Genomic DNA, 25223 nt, shown 5'->3' with positions numbered 1-25223 from the left:
TTGCCGTAAATTCTTCAGTTCGTTTCCTCCTTCGTTAACGTCTATTTATCCTATGCACCAGAAGCCCAGAAAGTGAAAAAAACCGACGAGGAAATTATCCTCATCGGTTTACATTATGATAACGGTTTATGCTGCGTACTTCTGACGTATGATCCGGTTTCTCCGCGACGTACATCTCCGCCTGTGGATTCAATGATTTCATCCGTCACACTATTGGCGATCGTGTTCGACACCAACTGGAGAAGTTGGTTCACGTCAAGCTGAGATTGCTTGAATTCCTGTACAATCGGAACTTCGTCGATTTCCGCTTGAATCGTCTCGATTTTTCCCTCGATGATTGCAAGGGCCCTCTCTTTTTCGTACATTTGGAAGTTAACCGCTTGCGTTTGTAATGATTTCAAGCTCGCAATTTTTTCGCGGATTTTTTGGTTTTCATTAATTTGTGCTTCTGCACGTTTGAAGAATTCGACTTGCTCTGTATTAGCGATCATATGCGCAATTTCCCGGGCCTTTTCGATTATCTCTTCTTTTGAATAACGTTTTTCCATTATGACATCACCTTTTCCTCTTTTACGACACCAATGAATTCGCCGTCGAGCGACCATGTTTTGGCCTCGATTATTTTTACATTGACAATTTCTCCGATCACCGAACGTGGCGCCTTGAAATTGACAAGTTTATTCTTCTCTGTATAACCGGCAAGCACATCGGGGTTCCTTTTACTTTCTCCCTCGACAAGTACCTTGACTGTTTTACCTTGATATGGCTTCATCGCTTCCGCCGACATATCATTGACGAGTTTGTTCAGCCGTTGCAGGCGTTCCTTTTTCACTTCCATCGGAATATTATCCACCATCTTGGCAGCAGGCGTTCCTTCGCGTGGAGAATAAATATACGTATACGCCATTTCGAATCCTACTTCTTTATACAAAGATAGCGTTTCCTCAAACTGCTCGTCCGTCTCGTTCGGGAAGCCGACAATGATATCCGTTGTCAATGTAACATTCGGAATAGCCGCCTTAATTTTAGCGACAAGTTCCAAAAATTGTTCCCTTGAATACTTCCTTGCCATGATTTTTAAAATATCGCTAGAACCCGATTGGACAGGTAAATGGATATGATCAAGCAGGTTACCGCCTTTGGCAAGCACCTCGATGAGATGATCGTCGAAATCCCTCGGGTGGCTTGTTGTAAAACGGATCCGCGGAATATCAATCTGGCGAAGGTCATCCATCAAATCACCTAGACGGTAATCGATATCCTCGAAATCTTTACCGTACGCATTGACGTTTTGCCCAAGGAGCATGATTTCCTTATATCCATTGGCGGCGAGTTGCCTCACTTCCTGGATGATATCTTGCGGACGTCTGCTGCGCTCTTTCCCGCGTGTATACGGTACGATGCAATACGTACAAAACTTATCACAGCCGTACATGATGTTAACCCATGCTTTTATATTGCCATGGCGCACTTTTGGAAGGTTTTCAATGATGTCGCCTTCCTTCGACCATACTTCGATGACCATTTCCTTCGACATATATGCTTCGTGAAGGATATTCGGCAATCTATGGATATTATGTGTGCCGAAAATCATATCGACTTGATCGTATGTCTTCAAGATTTTATTGACGACCGACTCTTCTTGTGACATGCAGCCGCAGACGCCGATAAGCAAATCCGGCTTTTCAAGCTTCAACGGCTTCAGATGTCCCAATTCACCGAACACCTTGTTTTCTGCATTTTCACGAATCGCACATGTATTCAAAAGAATGACATCCGCATCGTTCACCGTGTCCGTCGCTTCGTAACCCAAACCTGTGAAGATGCCCGCCATCACCTCGGTATCGTGTTCGTTCATTTGACAGCCGTATGTACGGATATAAAACTTGCGTCCAGCACCCATGCCAAGAAAGCGCTCTTCAATTTGGAAATCGTCATGGTAGGAGATTTCTTCTTTCCCACGCTTTTTAGCATCCTTTAAAGATGGAGGTGTATAGACAGTTTCAAAATATTTACTATAGTCCTTTTCCGGTGCAGATGCAGTTTTCACTGTATCTGGTTTGACAAGCCCGGCTTCCAGGCGTTGTTCTTCATTCATGCAAAACTTCCCCTTTCTTCAAACCTTGTGGGAATTGAACAGATTGACTTCATTATACATGAACATCTTTCCACTTTGAAGTGGCTAGATTTCTTGATTCATGAAATAACGGGTGTTTTGGGCAACTGTGTGACAGCTGCGGATTATTTTGGGCGCCAGGGAAGGTTTATTGGGCGCTGGGCGGCTTGCTATGGACGTAGGATTGCTGCCTTTGGACACGGGATGGCTGACTTTGGACGCGGAATGGCTGGCTTTGGACGCGGAATGGCTGGCTTTGGACGCGATTATAAAAAGCTGTCGAGAAAGTCATTTTTAGACTTTCTCGGCAGCTCTTGTTTTATTGCATTTAATTTCTTTTTCTTTTTTCAACTAACAGCTTCAATGCTGTTCTGCCTTCGCCGTTAATTTCAATATCGGTAAATGCCGGTGCGCAAACGAGGTCGCTTCCGCTTGGGGCGACGAATCCCCGTGCGATTGCGACTGCTTTGATGGCCTGATTCAATGCGCCGGCACCGACAGCCTGCATTTCTGCATACCCTTGATCCCTGATCACCGCTACGAGTGCTCCTGCGACAGAATTCGGATTAGAGCGGGATGATACCTTCAATGGACTCACCATGTTTCCTCCTTGTTTTCACGATGTCTATGGAATATATTTCTCCATAAGTCATCTTATGAAAAGAAAGAGATGATTAGACGCACATCATGCTTCGAATCGATGATCCTCATTGATCATAATGCGCTCGATTGCGACCGCTTTCCCGGTTTGGTCATTAAGCTCAACAAACAACCCGTTCAATTGGGCGCGCCCTCTCTTCGGAACTTCAAATCGGACAGGCAAATTCGTACGGAAACGGTAAATGACATCCTCTTTCTTCATCCCTAATATTTCATCATACGGTCCAGTCATTCCGGCATCCGTCAAATAGGCCGTACCCCCTGGCAAAATGCGGTCATCTGCCGTTTGAACATGTGTATGTGTACCGACGACAACGGATGCTTTTCCATCCAGATGCCACCCCATTGCAATTTTTTCACTCGTCGCTTCTGCATGGAAATCAACGAAGATGAGCGGGGATAGTTGGCTGGCCTCTTCTATCAATCCCTCCGCCTTGTCAAACGGATCACCATGAGGTGGAAGGAATGTGCGTCCATGCAGATTGATCACCGATAATGTCACTCCATTTTTTGTAATCGTCGTCATTCCTCTTCCTGGAGCGTCATCTGAAAAATTCGCTGGACGTATCAAGTAGTCTGTCTCATCGATGAAATCGTATATTTCTTTTTGGTCCCACGTATGATTACCCATCGTCACGACATCGACTCCCGAACGGAGTAGATCGTCGAAAATCGCTTTTGTAATGCCTCTACCGGATGCGGCATTTTCGCCGTTGGCAATGACTACATCCGCTTTGTATTTTCGTTTCAATCGCGCGATGTGATCAAAGACCATATCCCTTCCGATTGATCCTACGATATCACCTATAAATATTACTTTCATTATTTGCAACCTCTTTCTACTATTAAGAACCTAATTTGAAATGATAATAAAATGACTCCTGAACCATGGCTGGACAGGAGTCATTTTCATCATTTTGCATATTCGACTGCACGCGTTTCACGAATGACTGTCACTTTGATGTGACCCGGGTAATCAAGTTCCTCCTCGATCCGTTTCCGAATATCCCTAGCCAGGCGATGTGCTGTAATATCATCGATCTGGTCTGGTCGTACAATGATCCGCACTTCGCGGCCCGCTTGAATGGCGAATGATTTTTCCACGCCTTCGTATGATTCCGAAATCTCTTCGAGTTTTTGCAGCCTACGAATGTAATTCTCCAGCGTTTCACTTCGTGCACCCGGCCTCGCTGCTGATAATGCGTCAGCTGCAGCTACCAATACTGCGATGACCGATGTTGCTTCCTCATCGCCGTGATGGGATGCGATACTGTTGATGACAACTGGGTGCTCTTTGTACTTCGTTGCAAGTTCTACTCCGATTTGGACATGGCTTCCTTCGACTTCATGGTCGATCGCCTTTCCGATATCATGGAGAAGTCCTGCACGCCTTGCAAGAGTGACGTCTTCGCCAACTTCGGCTGCCAACAATCCCGCAAGATAAGCGACTTCAACTGAGTGCTTTAGGACGTTTTGACCATAGCTTGTACGGAAATGCAATCTTCCAAGGATTTTGATCAGATCCGGATGCAGATTATGAACGCCTACATCAAATGTAGTCTGTTCCCCTTTTTCACGGATCAATTCATCTACTTCCCTACGCGCCTTATCCACCATCTCTTCAATCCGCGCTGGGTGAATCCTGCCATCTTGCACGAGTTTCTCGAGTGCGAGGCGGGCAGTTTCACGACGTACGGGATCGAACCCGGAAAGGATTACAGCTTCCGGCGTATCGTCTATGATCAGGTCGATACCAGTCAGTGTTTCTAATGTCCTGATATTTCGACCTTCCCTTCCGATGATACGGCCTTTCATTTCATCGTTCGGCAAGTTCACGACAGATACGGTTGTTTCTGCAACATGGTCTGCTGCAAAACGTTGCAATGCAAGGGAAAGGATTTCACGGGCTTTCTTTTCGGACTCCTCTTTTGCACGTTGCTCCGACTCTTTCGTCATTACTGCGATATCTGTGGAAAGTTCCTTCTCGACGTCATCCAGGATGATCCGTTTCGCTTCATCCCGTGTAAGGGCCGAGATTCTTTCAAGTTCCGTCTGTTGTGTCGCAACAAGATCTTCCGCCTTGCGTTCCATTTGTTCAATATGCTGTTGTCTACTGGATAGCGCATCATCTTTGCGCTCCAGCCCTGCTTCTCTTTTATTGAGAGCATCATCTTTGCGGTCTAGATTTTCTTCCCGTTGCAGAAGACGGTTTTCCTGCTTTTGCAGTTCCGCTCTTCGTTCACGGATTTCTGATTCCGCTTCAATTCTCAGTTTGTGATTTTCATCTTTCGCTTCTAACAGTGCCTCTTTTTTCATAGCCTCCGCTTCACGTTTCGCATCTTCCACGATTTGTTCGGCAGAGTTTTTGGCACCCGTCACTCTTGAATCATTCACTTTTTTGATAACTAAATAGATAACAAAAGCACCGACGAACAGACCGAGCAAAGCGGAGATGATGTTTCCGATGATTCCATCTGGCATCCAGGTCACCTCCTCCTGCTATTCTTTTCGTTTTCAGTCGGCTCGTATATTAACATTCAACATACTGCCATTATGATTTCATTGATGTGAAATTATACAATTCTAATTGTATCTATGAAATTTTGACATGTCAAGGATTGTAAAGCTTGAGACTATGTTTTCCGAAGCTTTCCCGCAGGAGTCGAGCGGACGCTTCTTCAAACCGAATAGCTTTTAAAACTTTAAATACAAAACGGACCGCCCATTGAAGGCAGTCCGCAGGTAATCAATTATTTCTCTTCTTCTAGAAGTAATAGATCTAGTTCTTCTTCGTCCTCGCTATGCGCTGCAATAACGTAGTTGGCGGCAGCCATCCCATAAGAAGCTCGGATTTTGTTTGCGATTTCCGAACGGATATCCGGGTTTTCCTTCAGGAATGTCTTCGCATTTTCACGTCCTTGGCCAAGGCGCTCTCCTTCATAGGAATACCATGCGCCGCTCTTTTGTACAATTTCAAGCTCGGCACCAAGGTCGACGATTTCCCCTTCTCTGGAAATCCCTTCCCCATACATGATATCTACTTCTGCAGTACGGAACGGAGGTGCTACTTTGTTTTTCACGACACGGATACGTGTTTTGTTACCCATGATGTCGTTTCCTTGTTTAATAGCTTCACCGCGACGTACTTCCAAACGGACCGATGAATAGAATTTCAATGCACGGCCGCCAGGTGTCACTTCAGGGTTCCCGAACATGACGCCTACTTTTTCACGGATTTGGTTGATGAATACTGCAATAGTCTTCGATTTATTGATAGCGCCGGACAGTTTACGAAGAGCTTGGGACATGAGACGGGCTTGCAAGCCGACGTGAGAGTCGCCCATTTCCCCTTCGATTTCCGCTTTTGGCACCAATGCTGCAACGGAGTCAATAACGACGATATCGATTGCACCGCTTCGAACGAGTGCTTCTGCAATTTCAAGCGCTTGTTCGCCTGTATCTGGTTGCGATAATAGCAATTCGTCAATATTCACGCCAAGCTTTTGTGCATAAACCGGATCCAATGCATGCTCAGCATCGATAAACGCTGCTTGTCCGCCTGAAGCTTGTACTTCCGCAATTGCATGCAATGCAACAGTTGTCTTACCGGAGCTCTCTGGTCCATAGATTTCAATGACGCGTCCTCTTGGATAGCCGCCAACCCCAAGTGCTGCATCCAGAGCAAGCGATCCGGTTGAAGACGTTGAAATCTCCCGATCGGTCTTTTCCCCCAATTTCATGACGGAACCTTTCCCGAATTGTTTTTCAATTTGTTTCAAAGCTTGGTCCAAAGCTGCTTTACGATCGCTCAAAAACGATTCCTCCCTTAAAAGGCGTTATTCTTTTCTTCCTGTCTCTACTATACTCCTTTTATGAGAAATACTCAAACAAAAAACGAACGCTTATTCGATTTATTTTATCAAAATCAATTTTTAAATGAGAATGAGGCTTAAAATTTGATTTTAAATGAGAATAGGGGGCAAAAATCAAATTCCGGATTATCCATTCTTCATTTCTTGAATGAGATAATAGAGAGCGAATCTGGCTGCACGTTTCCGGTTGGCATTTCTGGATCCTGAAAGGTTCAGTTTATATGTTTCCACTTTTCCATCCTGCAAAGCAATCCCGATCCAAACGGTCCCCATCGGTTTTCCATCATGCGGATCCGGTCCAGCCGCACCCGTCAATCCGATGCCGATGTCCGAACCGAATTTCCGTTTAACATTCCGCGCTAGTGCCGCTGCACATTCAGGACTGACAACGCCGAACTCATCCAGCAAGGAAGCAGGAATATCCAGCTGGACCTTCTTCGCTTCCTCATCATAGACGACCACCCCGCCTTTTAGGGAGGAACTGATGCCTGGTACATCAGCCAATTCCGCCATAAAGAGACCTGCAGTCAAGCTTTCAGCAGCGGCGATTGTCAACTGGCTTCTTATTAATAATTCAGCCGCTTTCGATGACAACGTATCATCGTCTGTGCCGTAGATGAATTGACCGACCAATGATCGGATTTCTGCTTCCACAGGCGCTATCAAGTTTTTCGCCGCCTCAATCGATTCAGCTTTTGCAGTTAACCGCAAAATGACTGAATCGGGTGATGCCAAAGGGGCGACTGTCGGATTTGTCTGCTTCTCCAAAATGGATTGGATCCGATGCTCAAGCTCTGCTTCGCCGATTCCGTAAAATTTCAATACGCGGGAGACGATGACTTCACGTTTCCCTAAAGTCCCGAGTAAATAGGGAATCGCTTCTTTTTCAAACATCGGTTCCATCTCATGAGGCGGTCCAGGTACTAAAATATAACTTCTACCATTCTTTTCGATAGCCATTCCGGGTGCCATCCCGTGATTATTTATTAAAACAGTTGAACCGGAGAGCACGAGTGCTTGTTTCTTGTTATTTTCAGTCATTGTCCTGCCTGTCCGATTGAAATACGCTTCAATGGATGATAATGCTGACTGATCGATTTCAAGGTCGGCCCCAAGCATCTTGGCAATCGTTTCTTTCGTCAAATCATCCTTTGTCGGGCCTAGCCCTCCTGAAAAGACGATAAGATCGACACGGTTTTGCGCAATCATTATCGCTTCCTCTAACCTTTTGGGATTGTCCCCGACGACAGTATGGTAGTACACATCGATGCCGGCTTCTGCAAGACGCGAAGAGATGAAGGCTGCATTCGTATTTGTAATTTGGCCTAATAGAAGCTCAGATCCTACTGCAATGATTTCCGCTTTCATTCCGCATCTCCTTACATGGAGTCAAGTAAGACCCGCCGGTTTTTGTAAAAATAATCAGCGCCTGACCAAATTGTAAAGAACAGGGCAATATAAAGCATGATCGAACCGAACGGAAAGTTGATTGCTTCAAAGAAAATGTTATTAAGCAATAACGAAGCGATGGCAACCAATTGAGTCGCTGTTTTGATTTTCCCCAATTGGTTTGCAGCCACGACTTCACCGCCACCCGCAAGGATAAGCCTCAATCCGGTAACGGCGAACTCCCTGCTGATGATAATGATGACGATCCATGAAGCGGCAGATCCCAATTCCACTAAAATAATGAGAGCAGCTGAAACGAGAAGTTTATCTGCTAGCGGATCAAGGAATTTCCCCATGTTGGTGACAAGATTATGCTTTCTCGCCAAATGACCATCAAACCAGTCCGTTGCTGCTGCGATGATGAACAACAACGCACCGATCAGTTGTTCAACAGAGAGAATGGTGCCTCCGATTGCAAATGATCCTAATCCAAAATCGACAACCATGAAAATAATAAATATCGGAATCAGCACTATTCGGGAAACTGTAATTTTGTTTGGTAAATTCAATAGTCTCACCTATCCTTCTGTAATGAAAAAAGTCATCTTTGTAGATGACTATTTTTCATTTCTCATATTCTATAAAAATGTTTTGCGTCGACTTATCAGATACGTACTCCAGCTTTTCCCCATTTACATAGATATCCGCAAATGAAGTTACCGCAACACGAATACGTACAAATTCAACATCCGAAACATCCAACTCAATTGTTTCGCCGTTTTTCATAACCCTTGCCTGCGGTGTGAGTTCTTCTTTGTTCTCGTTCTGCACACCTATCCAAGTATCTCCAAATGTATCGATTTTCAGCTTGAATTCATCAGCATCCGTCAATGTATACGTAGAATCTTCCCCACTTGTGCCTACATACGTGAGAGCCTGTTCCTTCACTACATCCTCAGGTTCTGGATCGGTCTCAGTCGTCTCTTCCTTGTCGGATTCGTCACCGGACGCACCGCCGTCTGTATTCGTATTGCCTGACGGCGGCTGATTGCTATCCATCGTTACCCCTTGCTCCGGCTCAACATCGAGTCCGGTCTTATTGGATGCGCCCTTCTGGAAGAAAAAGAATGTCCAAATGACGACAATGATGACGATAATGAATAATGCCGCTATGATTTTCGGGATCATCTCATTCAGTCGGCTGTTGCCTAGTCCGCGGCTTCTTGTCATAGGAGGAGTAAGCTGTGCATTCTCTTCTTCGAGTTTTTCATGCATGGCCGATTCTTTATATAAAGATAACATTTCATCTGAATCCAAACCGACAGCTTCCGAATACTGTTTAATGAACGCACGTACATAGAAAGCGCCGGGCATCATGCTGTAATCTTCATTTTCAATACCGGAAAGGTACCGTTTTTGAATTTTAGTTATTGATTGCAAATCATCCAGTGAATATCCTTTAGCTGTTCTCGCCTCTTTAAGACGATCACCTAATCCGGTCAATTTTATCACCTGCCTGTTTAAAAGTTGAACGTACCAAACCCACCCATCGGTCCGACATCGGACATCATATGGTTTTTCTCCATCATTTCATATGTAATTTCCTGGTCGGGGTCTGTCCGTAATTCAATTATATAATCAAAATCTTCCATGTCGTATTCAGAATGCTGAACGAACATGTCCGGGTGCTCGACCACTTTGATGGTAGGCATGCTCATCATTTCACGGACAAGCTGCATATGCCTTTCATCGCCGGATTTACGCGTGACAATGCCATCGAGGATAAATATATTATCCTTCGAAAACTCATCTCCCGCCAAAGTGTTCCGTACGGTTTGTTTGATCATCGTGGAAGAAAGGAAAATCCATTTCTTATTCGCACACACGCTTGCAGCTACGACAGATTCCGTCTTCCCGACCCTAGGCATACCCCGGATACCGATCAATTTATGGCCTTCCTGCTTAAACAATTCAGCCATGAAATCTACTAGGACACCCAATTCGCTTCGAATAAATCTGAAGGTCTTCCGGTCGTCGACATCCCGTTGAATATAACGTCCATGCCTCACTGCCAGGATATCGCGTAATTTCGGTTCACGGATCTTTTTCACCTGAATGGTTTCCATCGTCGATGCAATCAATTCGAAACGCTTGATCTGATCATCATTTTCAGTCCGGACTAGCATGCCGCGATGTCCGCCGTCCACACCGTTAATCGTTACGATGTTGACGCGCAGCATCCCTAATAGGGAAGCAATGTCTCCGAGCAAGCCTGGCCGATTCACCTGTATCTCATATTCGACATACCATTCACCCATTCGACACACCCTTTCGAACCATATTCACCATAGCGATTTTGATTATACTGCCCCTCAAGAGCGCTTCAACTAGTAGGACGCACAAGACGCAACTTAGTTCTATAATAGCGGATTCGAGAGCTGAAGAAAAGGAAAAACGAAAAAGAGGATAATTGTCTCCCCCGTCTCGGTGGAATCGCGTCTGGTTTTTAAGTTTAGATGTACCATCCGCCATTCAGCTTTACAATTTCCCCAGTCATATAATCCGCTCTGCCGCTAAGAAGGAAACTTGTAAGATCAGCCACTTGCTCGGGTTGGCCGGTTGACTGCAGAGGAATTTGATCCATGACGAGCTGTTTATCATTGAATGATAATTCGGCATTCATTTCAGTTTCTATCCAACCGGGCGCAATGGCATTCACGCGAGTTCCCGTATAAGCTGCCTCTTTTGCATACGCTTTGACGAATGCATGCTGTGCTCCCTTCACGGCGGAATACATCACTTCCCCTGCTGCACCCGTATTCCCCCAAATTGATCCAATGAATAGGACGTATGAAACTGGGTTGCTACGCAACTGAGGGGATGTGAGGCTTATGAACAATGCAGGATTCCGCATATGCACAAGCCATAAAGCATCCATATCATCGCTATTCGTGTCGGTCAATAATTTCAACATCGACTGTCCGAGAGCGACGACAATCGCTTGGACTTGTCCGATTTGTTCTGCAAGCCTTCGGGCGCCATCCTCCTTCGAAAAATCCGAATGGACAATGCGGAAGTCTCCTTCAGGATGTTTTTCTGTCAATCTCCTCTGCAAGTCAAGCGCCAGCTCTTCGTTTCGGTTGTAATGAAGATACAAGGACCACCCGTCGGCGGCAAGTTTGCGGCTTACCGCCTCCCCAATTCCTCCGGATGAACCTAGAATTACTGCACGTTTAGTCATTTCAGTCTTCTTTTGAACCGGGAATGATAGTCATGACGGTATGACTATCTTCATTGGAAATAGTAGCGAATGCGTCCTTTAAATGCTCAATTTCAATATTTTCAAGTGTCGGCACAACATCGAATAAATTCATATCATTGAAATTGTATTGGGTGAACTGATTGGAAATGAATTCAATGGAGTTCAACGAACGCATAAATTGACCGATTCTCCGTTTTCTTGCACGATTTAGATCATCATCAGTAATCGTCCATTTTTCAGTCAATGATTTCAACGTACTACGGACGGCCGCTTCTAACTCTTCCGGTTTATCCGTATCCGATTCAACCATTGCGAATCCGAAACCTTTCTCGAACACGAAATCATAGTGGTATGTTTCATCGATTAAATGATCATTATACGCTTTTGTGTAGAATTCGGAAGTTCTGCCAAACAAAATATCTAGGAGAAGATTAACCGACAAATCCTGGCGAAGCATTTCATCCCCGTTCAAAATTGTATGATTGCACTTCATACCGTAATTGAATTTCGGTCTGAGAACATCCATTTCAAGCACTGTTTTCTTCCTGTTCGCTTCTTTTGGCTCTTCCGGATATTTGCGTTTTATTTCTTCGGGTTCCGAAAATTCCTTGCTGTTTTGGTCTTCCCGAATAAAATTTATCATTTCATCTGGATCTACAGCGCCTATGACGAACACAGTCATATTCGATGGATGATAAAATGTCTCATAACATTCGTAAAGATGCTCTGCAGTTATCTCTTGGATCGTATCGACAGTTCCTGCAATATCAATGTTGACCGGATATTCTTTGTATAAGCTTTGGATCGTCCCAAAATAATTACGCCAATCAGGATTGTCATCATACATCGTAATCTCTTGTGCGATAATGCCTTTTTCTTTCTCCACTTTTTCTTTTGTGAAATAAGGTTCCTGGACGAAATCGAGCAACACTTTCGTGTTTTCATATAAATTTTCGGTTGTGGAGAACAAGTAAGATGTGCGCGTGAATGAAGTGAATGCATTCGCGGAAGCTCCAAGGACGCCGAACTTCTGGAATACGTCCTCTTCCTTCTTGTCAAACATTTTATGTTCCAAGAAGTGGGCAATCCCGTCAGGCACGGTAACATATTCCTCCTTGCCCCTCGGAATGAACGTGCTGTCGATCGAACCATACTTCGTAGTAAACGTCACATATGTCTTCGAAAATCCGCGTTTAGGCAAAATATATACGTGCAGGCCATTGTCGAGCCTTTCGTGGAATAGGGTTTCCTGTAAGTTGTCAAAAGTGATTTTATCCATCATTACGCCTCTCTTCCCGATAACAAGTAGATGAGTTCCAAGTGGATCTGAGATGCCATCTGTTGAACATCTTCGATTGAGACCGCCTCCCATTTAGCGATCCATTTATCGGCTGTGAAATCCTCATCCAATTGTTTGTATTGATCGTACAATTCGATTTGGCCTCTTGCAGAATCAAATGCACTGCGGATACTGTTCGTCAATAAGGCGATAGTCTGGTCAAGCTCCAAATCGGATATGTTACCGTTTTGTAGAGCGTCAATCTGCTCACCGATCAACTTCACGGCTTTCTCCTCAAGGTCAGCGTCAATTCCCGCCATGACATATACAATGCCGTAATATGCCGCGTACGCACTGTTTACAGTGTATGCCATACTTTCTTTTTCCCGCACATTCATGAACAATTTGCTATGAGCAAACCCGCCCAGTACACCATTGGTCACTTGCATTTTAGGGTATTCTGGATGGAAGAAGGAAACAGGGGTGCTGTATCCGACTTGCAGCTTACCTTGCTTCATGTCCTGTCTTTCAAATACTTGGCGGGCCTCTGTATTTTTCGTGTCAGGCTGTTCATATTGTTTCCTCGTAGTTTCTCTTGCCGGGAAACCGAACATTGTTTTTATTTTCTCAGCCAGCTCATCCACATTGACATTCCCAACGACATAAATGTCTATTTCATCTTCATCCAACATTCTCTTGTATGTATCCAGGAGTGACGCATTTGTGATGCTTTCAACGTCTTTTTCCGTCCCACTTGCAGACATTGAAGCGGGATCGTTCGGACGCATCAGTTCAAGCATGCGTTTATGCGCATACCTTCCTTTATCGTCATATATAGATCTTATTCTTTCTATCACAGTCCGTTTTTCCCTGTTAACGACGGACTCATCGAATGTTCCATTCTTTAAATTCGGATTAAAGATGACTGAATACATCATTTTTAACGCTTCATCGAAGGCACCGGATGTCGATAGGTATTCGTCGTTTACGCATTCCATATTCAATGAGACGATATGTGATCTGCCGCGCTTACCTGCATCCATGTAGAATACGGTACCATATAATTCATCCAATGCTTTCCGTAAATCGCTCTGTTTTGGATAATCAGCGTTCGAATCTTGGAGTACATTTGATAGGACCGCACGGAATGCTGCCTGCTTCTCATTAAGTTCTGAGAGCCATTTGATGGACATCGTTATCGTTTTAAATTGCTCCGTCCTGCGGATATATAAATTGACTCCCTTTTGAAGCTCGACTTTTGTAAACATATGAACACCTCGTTTTTTCTTTATTATACGAATACCCTTCTACAATATACATTTCATCATATCTGTATAGCAAAATAAACGCATTTTTCCAAAACGGAAAACCGCCTGGTATCCAATAAATTCGGAACCAAGCGGTAGTTAGTCGTTTATCGGCTGCCTTTGATGTAAGGAATACCATTCGCTTTTGGAGCATTTGCTTTTCCGATAAACCCTGCAAGGGCAAGAATCGTCAGAACATACGGCAAGATATGGAAGTAGACCGTCGGGATATTCTTAATAAGATCAATCGAACCCGCACTGATTGCAAGCGCTTGGGCAAACCCAAAGAATAATGCTGCGCCCATCGCACCGATCGGATGCCACTTACCGAAAATCATCGCTGCCAATGCCATAAATCCTTGGCCGTTGATCGTCGCATGACCGAAGTCTCCAGTCATTGTTTGAGAGTAGATTGCACCACCTATACCAGCTAACCCACCTGATAAAATAACAGCTGTATAACGGATTTTCGTAACATTGATGCCCATCGTGTCTGCTGCCATCGGATGCTCTCCTACTGAACGAAGACGGAGTCCGAATGGAGTCTTATAGATAACGAACCAGGCAATTACAGCAACGACTATCGCCAATACCGAAGTGCCGTATACCGATTTAAAAAACATCGGTCCGATGACAGGGATATCCTGCAGTATCGGTATATTGATACGCGGAATTTTTTTCTGGATGAAATCTGTCTGCCCTTTTCCGAACATCATTTTCACAGAAAACAAGGCGATCGCTATACCGAGCATATTAATGGCCACACCGGAAACGACTTGGTCCGCTCGGAATGAGACAGATGCAATGGCGTGCAAAATTGAAAAGATGGCTGAAACTAGCATAGCAACCAACAAAGCAATCCATGGCGTCCATGAACCGAAGACGTCTGCATAAGCCAAATTAAAGACAATCCCTATGAACGCGCCCATGACCATAAGGCCTTCAAGTCCAATATTGACCACACCGGATCGTTCAGAGAACACGCCTCCGATGGCAGTGAGAATGAGAGGGGCGGCATAAGCGATCGAAGTCGGCACGATAAAATATAGCACTTCCAAAAAGCTCATGTCATTTCGCCTCCTTTTTCTTATTCAATCGTTCGAGCGCTACCCGGATAATATATCCGCACGCAACGAAGAAGATGATAAGTGCAATGACGATTGAAACGATTTCTAGTGGAATGCTAGCCGCATTCGGCATATTATTCGCTCCGTATTTCAATGAACCGAACAATGATGCACCGAAGATGACGCCGAGTGGGGAGTTGGCACCGAGTAAAGCTACGGCGATCCCGTCAAACCCGATTCCAGTGAACCCGCCTTGGTTCGTCATGCTTCCAAAAGTGCCTAGGCCTTCCATGGCGCCTCCAAGTCCTGCAAAAGCACCTGAGATGACCATGGACAAAATGATGTTTTTATTTACGTTCATCCCGGAATAATGGGATGCGTTCTGGTTAAATCCTACCGACTTCAATTCGAAACCGGTTTTTGTCTTCTCAAGAATAAACCACATGACGATTACCATGGCAAGTGCCACGAAAATTCCAAAATGGAGAGTAGAGTAATCGGTCAAGTTAGAAAGGAATTCCGAGCGCAAAGAAGCCGTCGGTTGTATTTTATCCGTCTTGTAGCTTCCGCCGGATACTGTTTTGATTAATGCGTTCACGACATGAAGTGCAACATAGTTCATCATGATTGTGACAATTACTTCATGGACACGTAATGTCGCTTTCAATATGCCGGGCACCAAGCCCCATAGCGCGCCCGCCAAGGCAGCAGCCAATAGGGCGAAAGGCAAATGAATGTACATCGGCAATTCAAACGCAGCACCGACATATGCGGAGGCAAACCATCCGACCATAAGCTGCCCTTCGACACCAATGTTAAAAAGCCCTGTTCGGAAAGCGAATGCGACTGCCAGCCCCGCAAGGATATACGGACTGATCTGCCGGATTGTTTCACCGATAGCATAGCTATCTCCGAAAATACCATTCCATAATGCTATATATCCGGCCACAGGGTCGTAGCCGCTGAATAGCATGACGACTGCTCCTACGAGTAAACCTAGGATGATCGAAATGGCCGGTACTAAAATTTTGATCACTCTATTAGACATCTCGATCCGCACCTACTTTCGCTTCCTTTGAATGCCCAGCCATTAATAGACCTAGCTCCTTTTCGGTCGTTTCCGAAGGGATGACCGTATCGACGATTTGGCCATCATGGATGACTGCAATCCGGTCAGATACGTTCATGACTTCATCAAGCTCAAAGGAAATGAGGAAAACCGCCTTCCCTTTATCACGCTGTTCAATTAACCTTTTATGGATAAATTCAATTGCCCCGACATCTAAACCTCTTGTCGGCAATGCCGCAATAAGCAAGTCAGGGTCACGTGAAACTTCACGTCCGATAATCAGCTTCTGCTGATTCCCTCCCGACAACGCCCGGGCAAGCTCGTGTTCACCTTGTGTTCTTACGTCATACTCCTCAATGATTTTCTTTGCCTTTTCTGACACTACGTCATAATGCATGAGGCCATTTTTTGAATAGGGTGGGTGGTAATATTCCTGTAATGCAGCATTGTAGCCGACAGAAAAGTCAAGTACAAGCCCATGTTTATGACGATCTTGCGGGATATGGCCTAAACCCGATTCCGTTATTTTTCTCGTTTTCAAAGAGGTAATATCTTTGGAATTGATGGTGATCTTTCCACTCTTCACTTTCCGCAGGCCGGCAATCGCTTCAATTAATTCAGACTGTCCATTTCCATCGATTCCGGCCAGGCCGACAATCTCGCCTTTTCGGACTGATAGATTCAACCCTTTAACTTTTTCGATCCCTCTATAATCCAAGACAACAAGATTTTCAATGTTCAATACATCTTCCTGCGGATTTGCAGGACCTTTTTCCGTCTTGAATGTAACTTGCCTTCCTACCATTAACGTTGCAAGTTCTTCAGGATTCGTTTCAGATGTGACAACCGTACCTATCCCCTGCCCTTTACGGATTACAGTAACCCGGTCGGATACATCCATGATCTCTTGAAGTTTATGGGTGATCAGGATAATTGACTTACCTTCAGTAATTAGTTTCTTCATAATTCCAATTAATTCCTGTATTTCCTGAGGAGTTAAAGAAGCCGTCGGTTCATCAAAGATTAGTATATTTGCACCACGATATAATGTTTTCAGAATTTCCACTCGTTGTTGCATTCCGACCGAAATATCTTCAATTTTTGCGTAGGGATCGACATTCAATCCGTACGTTTTGGAAATCTCCGCAACTTTCTTTGCTGCGCCTTTACTATCGACGATACCCATCTTTTTCGGTTCATTGCCTAAAATGATATTTTCAGTAACCGTCAAATTCTCGACAAGCATGAAATGTTGATGAACCATTCCAATTCCAAGGTCGTTTGCAACATTCGGACTTGTAATATTGACCTTTTCCCCATTGACGCGTATTTCTCCCTCTTCGGGTTGATACAGCCCGAACAACACATTCATCAAAGTGGTTTTCCCTGCTCCATTTTCACCTAGAAGCGCATGGATCTCCCCTTTCCCCAATTGCAGGGTGATGTTGTCATTCGCCCGGAAATTACCGAATTGCTTTGTAATGTTCAACATCTCAATGACATATTCCAATGGTTTCACTTCCTCGTATAATAGTTTCTCTTTATATTTGGCTATTAAAATGAACACAATAAAAGGTTCTTTTGTGTAAAAACCTTTTAGTCTGTCATTTTCCTCCGTGCTTTTGTCACAACAAAGGCCGGAATGATCCGGCCTTTGTCGCATTTTTAATTATTCAACGAACTCAGGTACTTCAATTTCACCAGAAGCAATTTTCTTCTTGAAATCTTCCACTTTATCCATTACATCTTGAGGAATCGCACCTCGGGAATCCGCCAATGTAACACCGTCATCTTCAAGACCGTATACTTTCGTTTCACCGCCTGGGAATTTGCCTTCCTGGGCAAGCTTCGCAATGTCTTGAACCGCTACATCAACGCGTTTAAGCATTGAAGTTAACGTAATATTGTCATCGCCGACTTGACCTTCGTCATATTGATCGGAGTCAACACCGATTACCCATACGTAAGCATCTTTGTCAGCAGCTTTACGCTCTTTCGCTTCCGTGAAGACACCGTTTCCTGTACCACCAGCTGCGTGGAAGATAATATCTACGCCAGATGAATACATACGGCCAGCTTCCGCTTTCCCAAGCTCAGCTTTGTCAAATGCTCCAGTATATTTCACATCTACTTTGATATCCGGTTTTACTGCTGCAACGCCCGCAACAAATCCAGCTTCAAAGCGCTCAATAACAGGAATTTCCATACCGCCGACGAAACCGATTTTATCCGATTTTGTCATCAATGCAGCAGCAACACCAGCAAGGAATGCACCTTCTTGTTCTTTGAACAGAATGCTTGCCACGTTCGGCTGATCAACAACACCATCGATGATTCCAAAGTTTGTATCAGCTTGTTGTCCAGCAATTGTATTGATAGCTTCTTCCATCATGAATCCGACACCGAAAACAAGATCGAAGTCACGGCGGGTAAGCGCATTCAAGTTGGACGTGTAATCTGCTTCACCTTTTGATTGAAGGTATGCGTATCCGCCGTCTCCTTCACTCAAACCATTAGCCTCACCGAAATCTTTGATACCTTTCCAAGCGGATTGGTTGAACGATTTGTCGTCAATCCCGCCGACATCCGTGACCATTGCTAGTGAAAACTCTGATTCGTTTCCACCCTTAGAAGTTGTTTTTTCTTTTTCTGTGCCGCATGCACCAAGTAATGTGCCGGCTGCTAGTACCAATGATAATGCAAGACCGTATTTACGTTTGCTCACCGATTGGACCTCCCTGTTTTTTATTTTGGTATTAAAATATGACGTGTGAACGTCTTAAATGCACACTTGAAAAGCACTCCGTCGGCAGTCAAAATGACAGGCGGTCGTTGCATTTACACTTGTTGCCCGTCATTGTCAGCTTGCTTCCCGACTGCTTCAAAAATGTGCCTTATACCCTTTTTCGTACGACATGGAAGCTGAACTTATCAGCTCTGAAATAGTTTTTGGAGTAAAGGACCATTTCGCCTTCCTCACTATAATGATGTTGAAGCAATACAAGGAGGGGGATGTCCACTCCACATCTAAGTATGGACGATGCTTCATCATCATAGCCGACAGGTTCGATGTTCGCCACAGCCTGTGCAATCCTGATCTGGCCGGATTTCTCAATCAAATCAAAAATCGATTCGTTCAGTACGACATCCGAACCTCCGTCTAGATTTTTCGCTAGTACATGATCAATGCAATAAACGACTGGCTCGCCGTCTGCAGTCCTAACTCTTTTAATTGTAACTAGACTATCATTTTCATCGCATTCGAACTTTCCAATCATTTCATCATTTGGGAGATCCTCTTGCACCTCCATAAAAATCGTGCCAGGAACCATTCCTGCATCACATATCATGGAAGAGACGCTTGACAGCTGCTCAATTCCGGATGAAAATAATGGCCGCGGATTCACAAAAGTACCGACACCGTGTTTTCTGACGATGACTTTCTCTTCTTCAAGGACACGGAGCGCTTCCCGAAGCGTCGCCCTGCTTACGCCAAGCGTTCTGGCAAGTTCAAATTCGGAGGGAAACCTCTCGTTCTCCTTGAAGACCCCGGAATCGATATCTTCTTTCAGCCGCTCGATCACTTGAACATACAAATGCCTATGATCCGTTTTCACCACCATTAATATCCCCCCTCCCGATGAGGTAAGACCTCAGATGTGTTACCTCATTTCTCAATCATCCATACTATATCATTTTACTACTCCAAAATAAACATCTGTTTTTCAAAAAAACTTGAAACTGTATGAATTCCTTTTGAATTGTCCATCTTTTGTCATGTTTTTCATGCATGATAGTCCGAGTCGACGGTAGATGTCAGGACTTGTCTCGGCTTGCTGCCCTCCGGAGGACCTACGATGCCCCTCATCTCCATTTGGTCAACTATTCTTGCCGCCCTAGAATAGCCGATCCGGAAACGGCGCTGCAGCATTGAAACGGATGCAGTCTGCATTTCCGTGACGAGTTGGACGGCATCATCATAGAGTTCATCCGTCTCCTCATATGGCTGGACCTCTTCCACCTCTGTCGGTATCATTTCCTCTTGGTATTGCGCCTTTTGCTGCTCAATAACAAAATCAACGACAGCCTCAACTTCCTGATCTGATACGAAAGCTCCCTGGACTCTGACAGGCTTGGATGCGCCTGCAGGCAGAAACAGCATATCCCCGCGTCCTAACAGTTTTTCTGCTCCACCCCCGTCCAAAATCGTCCTTGAATCGACGGCAGAAGATACAGCAAAAGCGATTCGTGAAGGGATATTCGCTTTAATGATACCTGTTATGACATCGACGCTTGGGCGTTGTGTAGCGATGATCAAATGTATTCCGGCAGCACGTGCCATTTGGGCGAGGCGCGTAATGGAATCTTCCACATCGCTTGAAGCGACCATCATCAAGTCGGCTAGCTCATCGACAATGACCACAATATATGGCATACGTGGATGCTTTTCTTCATTTTCCTCATTCCACTGTTCGATATGTTCATTATATCCTTCAATATTCCGAGTGCCTGTATGGGAAAATAGCTCGTACCTTCTTTCCATTTCAGAAACGACCTTCTTCAATGCCTGGGAGGCTTTCCGAGGATCGGTCACGACAGGCGCCAACAAATGCGGAACTCCGTTGTAGACATTCAATTCAACCATTTTCGGGTCGATCATCATCATCTTCACTTCATGCGGCTTGGCGCGCATTAAGATACTAATGATGATTCCATTGATGCACACGCTTTTCCCGCTTCCTGTCGATCCTGCAACGAGGACGTGCGGCATTTTGTTCAATTCGGCCATCATTGCCTGGCCTGTCACATCTCTGCCGAGGACGATGCTCAGCTTCGAATCAGGTCGATTATTTTCCTTCGAATCGATCACTTCCCGTAAACTGACAATTGCAACCGATTTATTTGGCACTTCTATTCCCACCGCCGATTTTCCAGGAATCGGTGCTTCTATTCTTATATCGCTAGCCGCGAGAGCAAGCGCGATATCATCTGCCAGGCTGACGATCCTGCTCACCTTAACGCCTGTGTCAGGAAGCACTTCATATTTCGTCACAGCTGGCCCTAAATGAACCTGGGTTACTTTCGCTTTCACGCCAAAGCTTAAAAATGTCCGTTCTAGTTTTTGCGCATTTGCGTGAATGGAGTCGTATTCTGCAGATTGATCATTAGCAGGCGTTTGTTTAAGTAATGACGGCGGGGGCAGAATGTAAGAAACATTTTCCTCCTCGCCGGATATGATCGAAATAGCCGGAACGTCACCGCTATCCGGTTCAGTAGCTGGCAGTGCCTCTGCTTCCTTTTCGATAACCGCTGCATGCTCATCATTGGTCGATGCCGGCTCTATCCGTTCATTGAAGGCGGAAATGATCGGTTTCGACTGGATTTCTTCCTGTTCCTCAATAGTGGCAACGGTTCCAGTATCCAGCTGCTCATCCACAACGGCAGACGGCCTTTTAGAACGCTTCGCCGTCCTTGAGAGTGCAGTTTGATTTCCTTTTTTAGGTGTTTTTATTTCTTTCCGTTCTGTTTTGGATTTTAATGAAGCGAGTAACTTCGGATAAAGTTCCGCAATATATGGAACGAGTGCCTTTCCAGTGAGTAGAACAATACCTATCAATAACAGGAGTACTCCTGCTACTGTCGCTCCAGCCGAATCGAATAACGAATGGAAGAGCGCAAAAAGCATCGCTCCCGCCAATCCTCCACCGAGGGTTCCGCTTCTTGACACGATCCCTTCGTTCGTAACAAGTACTTTCCACGTCTCTTTAAAAGCCGAATTCGACATAAGCACTTTGCTCTCATATAATCCCTTGAACAAATAGATGTGGCTGAATAATAGCAAACTTGCCAGTATGAATAAGCTTCCTCCGACAATCCGGTTTTTCCATCCGACCGTCTTCCGTTTCACCATGAACAACAACGCCTGTACGATCAACAGAAGGGGAATAGCTCCATGCCAATTCCCGAATAGCAGTCTTGTAAAAGAGGATAGACCTCTCCCGACGATGCCAAATTCAAAAATGATCATAATTGCAAAGCCGATCATCGTCAAACCGGCTACTTCGTAGAGTAATGGGTGGAGGCCTTCATTTTTCTTTTTTAATGCGGCCGCCTTTCTTTTTTTCTTCGTTTTTTTAGACATGTCATTCCTCCTTTTGAAAAAAGGATTTCCCGCCGTCCGGTCGGCATGGAAATCCTTTTCTCAAGTTCTGTCATTGTCCGTGCCGTGGAGTCTCCGTCTAGACTCCGGCGACCAGTCCCTCGAGTCGCTTCAATTCTGAAGCATAAGGCAAAGTACGCCTTATGTTTCAGGATTTCCAGTGCTTGTCGGGACTAAACGGTCGCCTCCGCTTTTGAATTAATACTCCATGATGATTGGAATGATCATCGGTCTTCTTTTCGTCTGTTGGAATAAATAGGAGCTTAATGTATCACGGATCTCTTGCTTTATGTTTGTCCATTCGAACGTATCTTTATTCACATACTTTTCCACGATTTTCCTCACGAGGTTCCTCGACTCTTCGAGCAGTTCCTCGGACTCTCTTACATAGACGAAGCCGCGGGAGACGATTTCGGGACCTGCAGCAATTCTTTTCTGTCTCCGGCTTAACGTAATGACGACAGTGAAAATGCCATCTTGTGACAACAGCTTCCTGTCCCGCAAGACGATATTGCCGACATCTCCCACTCCAATTCCGTCAATGAGGATATTCCCTGCTTGTACACGGCCGCTCATTCTCATCTTGTCGTTTTTATATTCGACGATGTCCCCTTTATCCGCAATGAAGATCTGGGACTTTTGCAATCCAACCTGCTGTGCGAGCTTTGAATGTGCAATCAGCATTTTATACTCACCTTGTATTGGAATGAAATACTTCGGTTGCATAAGATTTAACATCATTTTCAAATCTTCCTGGCTGCCGTGTCCGGACACATGGACATTCTTCGAAGCAGTGAGGACGTTTGCCCCGGCTTTCGCCAGCTCATTCGCCATCTGATACATGGATACTTCCATGCTCGGAGATGGTGTGAAGGTAATCAGGACTGTGTCAGTCTCTTTAATTTTAATATCCTTATGATGTTTGCGGACGATTTTTTCGAGCGCCTCGAGTGGTTCACCTTGATTGCCCGTTACGATGATGACGATTTGATCATCGGAATACTTCCCGATATCTTTTACGGAAATGACCGTTTCTTCGTCAATTTGCAAATACCCTAAACGCATACCGACTTCGAAATAGCTTTCCAAGCTCTTGCCTACGACAGCGACTTTCTTGCCTGTTTCGAGTGCTTTATCGAAAACCTGTTGAATTCGAATGAAATTGGATGCATACAGCGCAACGAGAATACGCCCTTCCGCGCCATGGAATGTAGTTGACAACCGATCCTCAATGACGGTTTCGGATGTTGTATAGCCCGGACGTTCAGCTTCATTCGAATCGGACATCAAAATGAAGACTCCTTCTTCGCCAAGAGCTGCCATTTTTGCGAAATCGGGACGATATTTCCCTTTTGCTGATTGATCGAATTTGAACTCGCCCGTATGGACAATTGCGCCCTCACTCGTATGGAAGACGATGCCAAGGGAATCTGGAATGCTATGTGTCGTATGGAAGAACGTCACATAGGTCTTTTTGAAATTCATCCTGCTTTTATTCGTCACTTCAAAAAATTTAACGCCTGCTGGTGCCGGCATCTCTTTCAAATGCTCTTTGGCGAGTGCGAGTGTCAGTTTGGAACCATATACTGGAGCCTGCACTTTTTGTAGAAGATAGGCGATAGATCCGATTGCATCTTCGTGTCCATGCGTCAAGAAGATCCCTTTAACCCGATCTTTATTTTCCTCGATATAAGTCAGGTCCGGAATGACGATGTCAATTCCAAGCATTTCCCCTTCAGGGAACATGAGTCCCGCATCGACAATGAATAGTTCGTCGTCGATTTCGATGACATACATCGCTTTTCCGATTTCCCCGACCCCTCCTAACGGAATTACTTTTATTACTTCATTTTTGGTTTTTGCCACATTGTTTCCTCCTATACATTGTTTGAAAAAGACTGGTGTTGGATCATGAACCGTCTATGTATGTTATTCTGGCGATTTTGCTATCGTCGCCTATACTTCTTGTGTAACTCCAACTGTCCATTTTCAATTGATAACTGTTGTTTCTTGTTTGATGGTAACCCGTCCACAACGACTAAGTTTCATTATACGTGAGAATGACCCTACTACACAAACAAAAAAAGCCGGTGAATGCTACCGGCTTTGATTTAGCGAAAAACATGCTCGTTATTTATGAACTTATTCCATACTTCGTCGAAGGCGGTGGAGTCTTTTCCGAAAGCTGTCAACGGCATTCTGACGCCACCCGTTTCAATCCCCAACTTGTTAAGGGCATATTTGACAGGGACGGGATTCGGTGCGGAAAATACGGCATGGAATAATGGCAGCAATGTTCTGTGCATCGTTGCAGCCTTTGCCGTATTACCAGCTTTGAAGGCATTGATCATTTGCTGCATTTCGACACCCACGAGATGGGAAGCGACTGAAATGACTCCGTCCCCGCCTATGGATAATAACGGCAATGTCAATGCATCGTCTCCGCTGTACACTTTGAACGTTTTGTCCGTTCCAGATATGATATCTGACATTTGATCGAGGCTGCCGCTCGCTTCCTTGACAGCCCGGATATTCTTGATTTTCGATAATTCAATGACGGTTTCTGCCTCCATATTGACCGCGGCTCTGCCGGGGATGTTATAGAGAAGAATAGGCAGGTCCGTCTCTTTTGCAATATGGGTAAAATGCGTGATTATCCCTTTTTGGTCCGGCTTATTGTAATAGGGAGTCACTAGCATGATTCCGTCTGCACCAAGCTCATCTGCCTGTTTTGTCAATTTGATTGTTTCCGCGGTATTGAAGGTTCCAGTTCCTGCAATGACGGGAATCCTTTTCCTGACGATTTCAATTGCATATTTGAATAGTTCCGATTTCTCTTGATGATTTAACGTGGGTGATTCCCCCGTTGTACCACAGACGATTAAGGAATCCGTCCCCGTTGCGATCAAATGCTCGATCAGCTGTTCCGTCAAGTCAAAATCGATTGCTCCAGACTTAGAAAAAGGAGTGACCATCGCTGTGCCTATTTGTCCAAGTTCCAATCTGACCATTCCTTTTCATGGCTTTATGGTGAAGCAATTG

At 44.9% G+C, this 25223-nt stretch carries 22 protein-coding genes; 1 reads left to right on the top strand and 21 read right to left on the bottom strand.

All coding sequences use genetic code 11. The annotated features are described in order from the left end of the window. Positions 1–113 precede the first annotated feature (113 nt). Together OC538_RS01350 and miaB are read right to left on the bottom strand one after the other, a co-directional pair. Positions 114–548, bottom strand: coding sequence for a RicAFT regulatory complex protein RicA family protein (locus OC538_RS01350; RefSeq protein ID WP_262172979.1), 435 nt, complete (start codon positions 546–548; stop codon positions 114–116). Then, a complete protein-coding gene (gene miaB, locus OC538_RS01345; RefSeq protein WP_262172978.1) occupies positions 548–2098 on the bottom strand; it encodes a tRNA (N6-isopentenyl adenosine(37)-C2)-methylthiotransferase MiaB in 1551 nt (516 codons plus the stop codon). The genes OC538_RS01350 and miaB overlap by 1 nt, the downstream gene beginning before the upstream one ends. Before the next feature lie 190 nt (positions 2099–2288). Here miaB and OC538_RS01340 point away from each other — a divergent pair, with 190 nt between their 5' ends. Beyond that, positions 2289–2414: a hypothetical protein gene (locus OC538_RS01340; RefSeq protein ID WP_262172977.1), complete on the top strand. Its 126-nt coding sequence runs from the start codon at positions 2289–2291 to the stop codon at positions 2412–2414. A gap of 30 nt (positions 2415–2444) precedes the next feature. Here the strand turns inward: OC538_RS01340 and OC538_RS01335 are convergent, their stop codons facing one another. The 19 genes from OC538_RS01335 to dapA all read right to left on the bottom strand — a co-directional run bounded on the left by OC538_RS01335 (position 2445) and on the right by dapA (position 25183). Further along, entirely contained in the window at positions 2445–2714 is a 270-nt protein-coding gene (locus tag OC538_RS01335) for a stage V sporulation protein S (protein WP_251624091.1), read from the bottom strand. A gap of 87 nt (positions 2715–2801) precedes the next feature. Then, positions 2802–3599, bottom strand: coding sequence for a TIGR00282 family metallophosphoesterase (locus tag OC538_RS01330; protein WP_262172976.1), 798 nt, complete (start codon positions 3597–3599; stop codon positions 2802–2804). An 89-nt stretch (positions 3600–3688) separates the two neighbouring features. Further along, positions 3689–5257 carry a ribonuclease Y gene (gene rny, locus OC538_RS01325; protein ID WP_251624089.1) on the bottom strand — a complete coding sequence of 523 codons (1569 nt, stop codon included), beginning with the start codon at positions 5255–5257 and terminating at the stop codon, positions 3689–3691. 269 nt (positions 5258–5526) lie between these two features. Continuing rightward, on the bottom strand, positions 5527–6588 hold the full coding sequence (gene recA / locus OC538_RS01320; protein WP_251694756.1) for a recombinase RecA: 1062 nt from the start codon (positions 6586–6588) through the stop codon (positions 5527–5529). Positions 6589–6774: 186 nt separating this feature from the next. Then, complete coding sequence (locus OC538_RS01315) at positions 6775–8016, bottom strand: competence/damage-inducible protein A (protein ID WP_251694757.1); 1242 nt, start codon at positions 8014–8016, stop codon at positions 6775–6777. An 11-nt stretch (positions 8017–8027) separates the two neighbouring features. Further along, positions 8028–8606: a CDP-diacylglycerol--glycerol-3-phosphate 3-phosphatidyltransferase gene (gene pgsA / locus OC538_RS01310; protein WP_251694758.1), complete on the bottom strand. Its 579-nt coding sequence runs from the start codon at positions 8604–8606 to the stop codon at positions 8028–8030. A 55-nt stretch (positions 8607–8661) separates the two neighbouring features. After that, the gene (locus OC538_RS01305) at positions 8662–9540 is read right to left on the bottom strand and encodes a helix-turn-helix domain-containing protein (RefSeq protein WP_251694759.1); all 879 of its coding nucleotides are present in this window, start codon (positions 9538–9540) and stop codon (positions 8662–8664) included. Between the two features lie 17 nt (positions 9541–9557). After that, a complete protein-coding gene (locus tag OC538_RS01300) occupies positions 9558–10355 on the bottom strand; it encodes a YmfK family protein (RefSeq protein ID WP_251694760.1) in 798 nt (265 codons plus the stop codon). Between the two features lie 194 nt (positions 10356–10549). Further along, a complete protein-coding gene (ymfI, locus tag OC538_RS01295) occupies positions 10550–11278 on the bottom strand; it encodes an elongation factor P 5-aminopentanone reductase (protein WP_251694761.1) in 729 nt (242 codons plus the stop codon). Position 11279: 1 nt separating this feature from the next. Beyond that, the gene (gene yfmH / locus OC538_RS01290; RefSeq protein WP_251694762.1) at positions 11280–12578 is read right to left on the bottom strand and encodes an EF-P 5-aminopentanol modification-associated protein YfmH; all 1299 of its coding nucleotides are present in this window, start codon (positions 12576–12578) and stop codon (positions 11280–11282) included. 2 nt (positions 12579–12580) lie between these two features. Then, positions 12581–13846 (bottom strand): EF-P 5-aminopentanol modification-associated protein YfmF, encoded by a 1266-nt coding sequence (gene yfmF / locus OC538_RS01285; protein ID WP_262172972.1) that lies wholly within the window; start codon positions 13844–13846, stop codon positions 12581–12583. Between the two features lie 146 nt (positions 13847–13992). Then, on the bottom strand, positions 13993–14952 hold the full coding sequence (locus tag OC538_RS01280) for an ABC transporter permease (RefSeq protein WP_251694764.1): 960 nt from the start codon (positions 14950–14952) through the stop codon (positions 13993–13995). A 1-nt stretch (position 14953) separates the two neighbouring features. Beyond that, on the bottom strand, positions 14954–16000 hold the full coding sequence (locus OC538_RS01275) for an ABC transporter permease (protein ID WP_251694765.1): 1047 nt from the start codon (positions 15998–16000) through the stop codon (positions 14954–14956). Then, the gene (locus OC538_RS01270; protein ID WP_251694766.1) at positions 15993–17531 is read right to left on the bottom strand and encodes an ABC transporter ATP-binding protein; all 1539 of its coding nucleotides are present in this window, start codon (positions 17529–17531) and stop codon (positions 15993–15995) included. Before OC538_RS01270 ends, OC538_RS01275 begins: the two co-directional genes overlap by 8 nt. A gap of 159 nt (positions 17532–17690) precedes the next feature. Then, positions 17691–18746, bottom strand: a complete 1056-nt coding sequence (locus tag OC538_RS01265; RefSeq protein WP_251694767.1) for a BMP family protein — start codon at positions 18744–18746, stop codon at positions 17691–17693. Positions 18747–18915: 169 nt separating this feature from the next. Next, positions 18916–19644, bottom strand: a complete 729-nt coding sequence (locus OC538_RS01260) for a GntR family transcriptional regulator (protein ID WP_251694768.1) — start codon at positions 19642–19644, stop codon at positions 18916–18918. Positions 19645–19805: 161 nt separating this feature from the next. After that, complete coding sequence (locus OC538_RS01255) at positions 19806–22163, bottom strand: DNA translocase FtsK (protein WP_262172966.1); 2358 nt, start codon at positions 22161–22163, stop codon at positions 19806–19808. A gap of 216 nt (positions 22164–22379) precedes the next feature. Continuing rightward, complete coding sequence (locus OC538_RS01250) at positions 22380–24047, bottom strand: ribonuclease J (RefSeq protein WP_251694770.1); 1668 nt, start codon at positions 24045–24047, stop codon at positions 22380–22382. Positions 24048–24292: 245 nt separating this feature from the next. Next, positions 24293–25183 (bottom strand): 4-hydroxy-tetrahydrodipicolinate synthase, encoded by an 891-nt coding sequence (dapA, locus tag OC538_RS01245; protein WP_251694771.1) that lies wholly within the window; start codon positions 25181–25183, stop codon positions 24293–24295. Positions 25184–25223: the final 40 nt, after the last annotated feature.

It is taken from the genome of Saccharococcus sp. Marseille-Q5394, assembly GCF_946901335.1.
In the GTDB taxonomy this organism is placed as follows: domain Bacteria; phylum Bacillota; class Bacilli; order Bacillales_A; family Planococcaceae; genus Sporosarcina; species Sporosarcina luteola_C.
The sequence above is the reverse complement of the archived record's forward strand: the minus strand, read 5'-3'. Positions and strand labels throughout refer to the sequence as shown.

What these genes read in the sequence shown, in the direction of transcription:
- OC538_RS01350 (WP_262172979.1), bottom strand. Translation starts at nt 548, where the DNA reads ATGGAAAAACGTTATTCAAAAGAAGAGATAATCGAAAAGGCCCGGGAA.
- miaB (WP_262172978.1), bottom strand. Translation starts at nt 2,098, where the DNA reads ATGAATGAAGAACAACGCCTGGAAGCCGGGCTTGTCAAACCAGATACA.
- OC538_RS01340 (WP_262172977.1), top strand. Translation starts at nt 2,289, where the DNA reads ATGGACGTAGGATTGCTGCCTTTGGACACGGGATGGCTGACTTTGGAC.
- OC538_RS01330 (WP_262172976.1), bottom strand. Translation starts at nt 3,599, where the DNA reads ATGAAAGTAATATTTATAGGTGATATCGTAGGATCAATCGGAAGGGAT.
- rny (WP_251624089.1), bottom strand. Translation starts at nt 5,257, where the DNA reads ATGCCAGATGGAATCATCGGAAACATCATCTCCGCTTTGCTCGGTCTG.
- OC538_RS01315 (WP_251694757.1), bottom strand. Translation starts at nt 8,016, where the DNA reads ATGAAAGCGGAAATCATTGCAGTAGGATCTGAGCTTCTATTAGGCCAA.
- OC538_RS01300 (WP_251694760.1), bottom strand. Translation starts at nt 10,355, where the DNA reads ATGGGTGAATGGTATGTCGAATATGAGATACAGGTGAATCGGCCAGGC.
- ymfI (WP_251694761.1), bottom strand. Translation starts at nt 11,278, where the DNA reads ATGACTAAACGTGCAGTAATTCTAGGTTCATCCGGAGGAATTGGGGAG.
- yfmH (WP_251694762.1), bottom strand. Translation starts at nt 12,578, where the DNA reads ATGGATAAAATCACTTTTGACAACTTACAGGAAACCCTATTCCACGAA.
- yfmF (WP_262172972.1), bottom strand. Translation starts at nt 13,846, where the DNA reads ATGTTTACAAAAGTCGAGCTTCAAAAGGGAGTCAATTTATATATCCGC.
- OC538_RS01280 (WP_251694764.1), bottom strand. Translation starts at nt 14,952, where the DNA reads ATGAGCTTTTTGGAAGTGCTATATTTTATCGTGCCGACTTCGATCGCT.
- OC538_RS01275 (WP_251694765.1), bottom strand. Translation starts at nt 16,000, where the DNA reads ATGTCTAATAGAGTGATCAAAATTTTAGTACCGGCCATTTCGATCATC.
- OC538_RS01260 (WP_251694768.1), bottom strand. Translation starts at nt 19,644, where the DNA reads ATGGTGGTGAAAACGGATCATAGGCATTTGTATGTTCAAGTGATCGAG.
- OC538_RS01255 (WP_262172966.1), bottom strand. Translation starts at nt 22,163, where the DNA reads ATGTCTAAAAAAACGAAGAAAAAAAGAAAGGCGGCCGCATTAAAAAAG.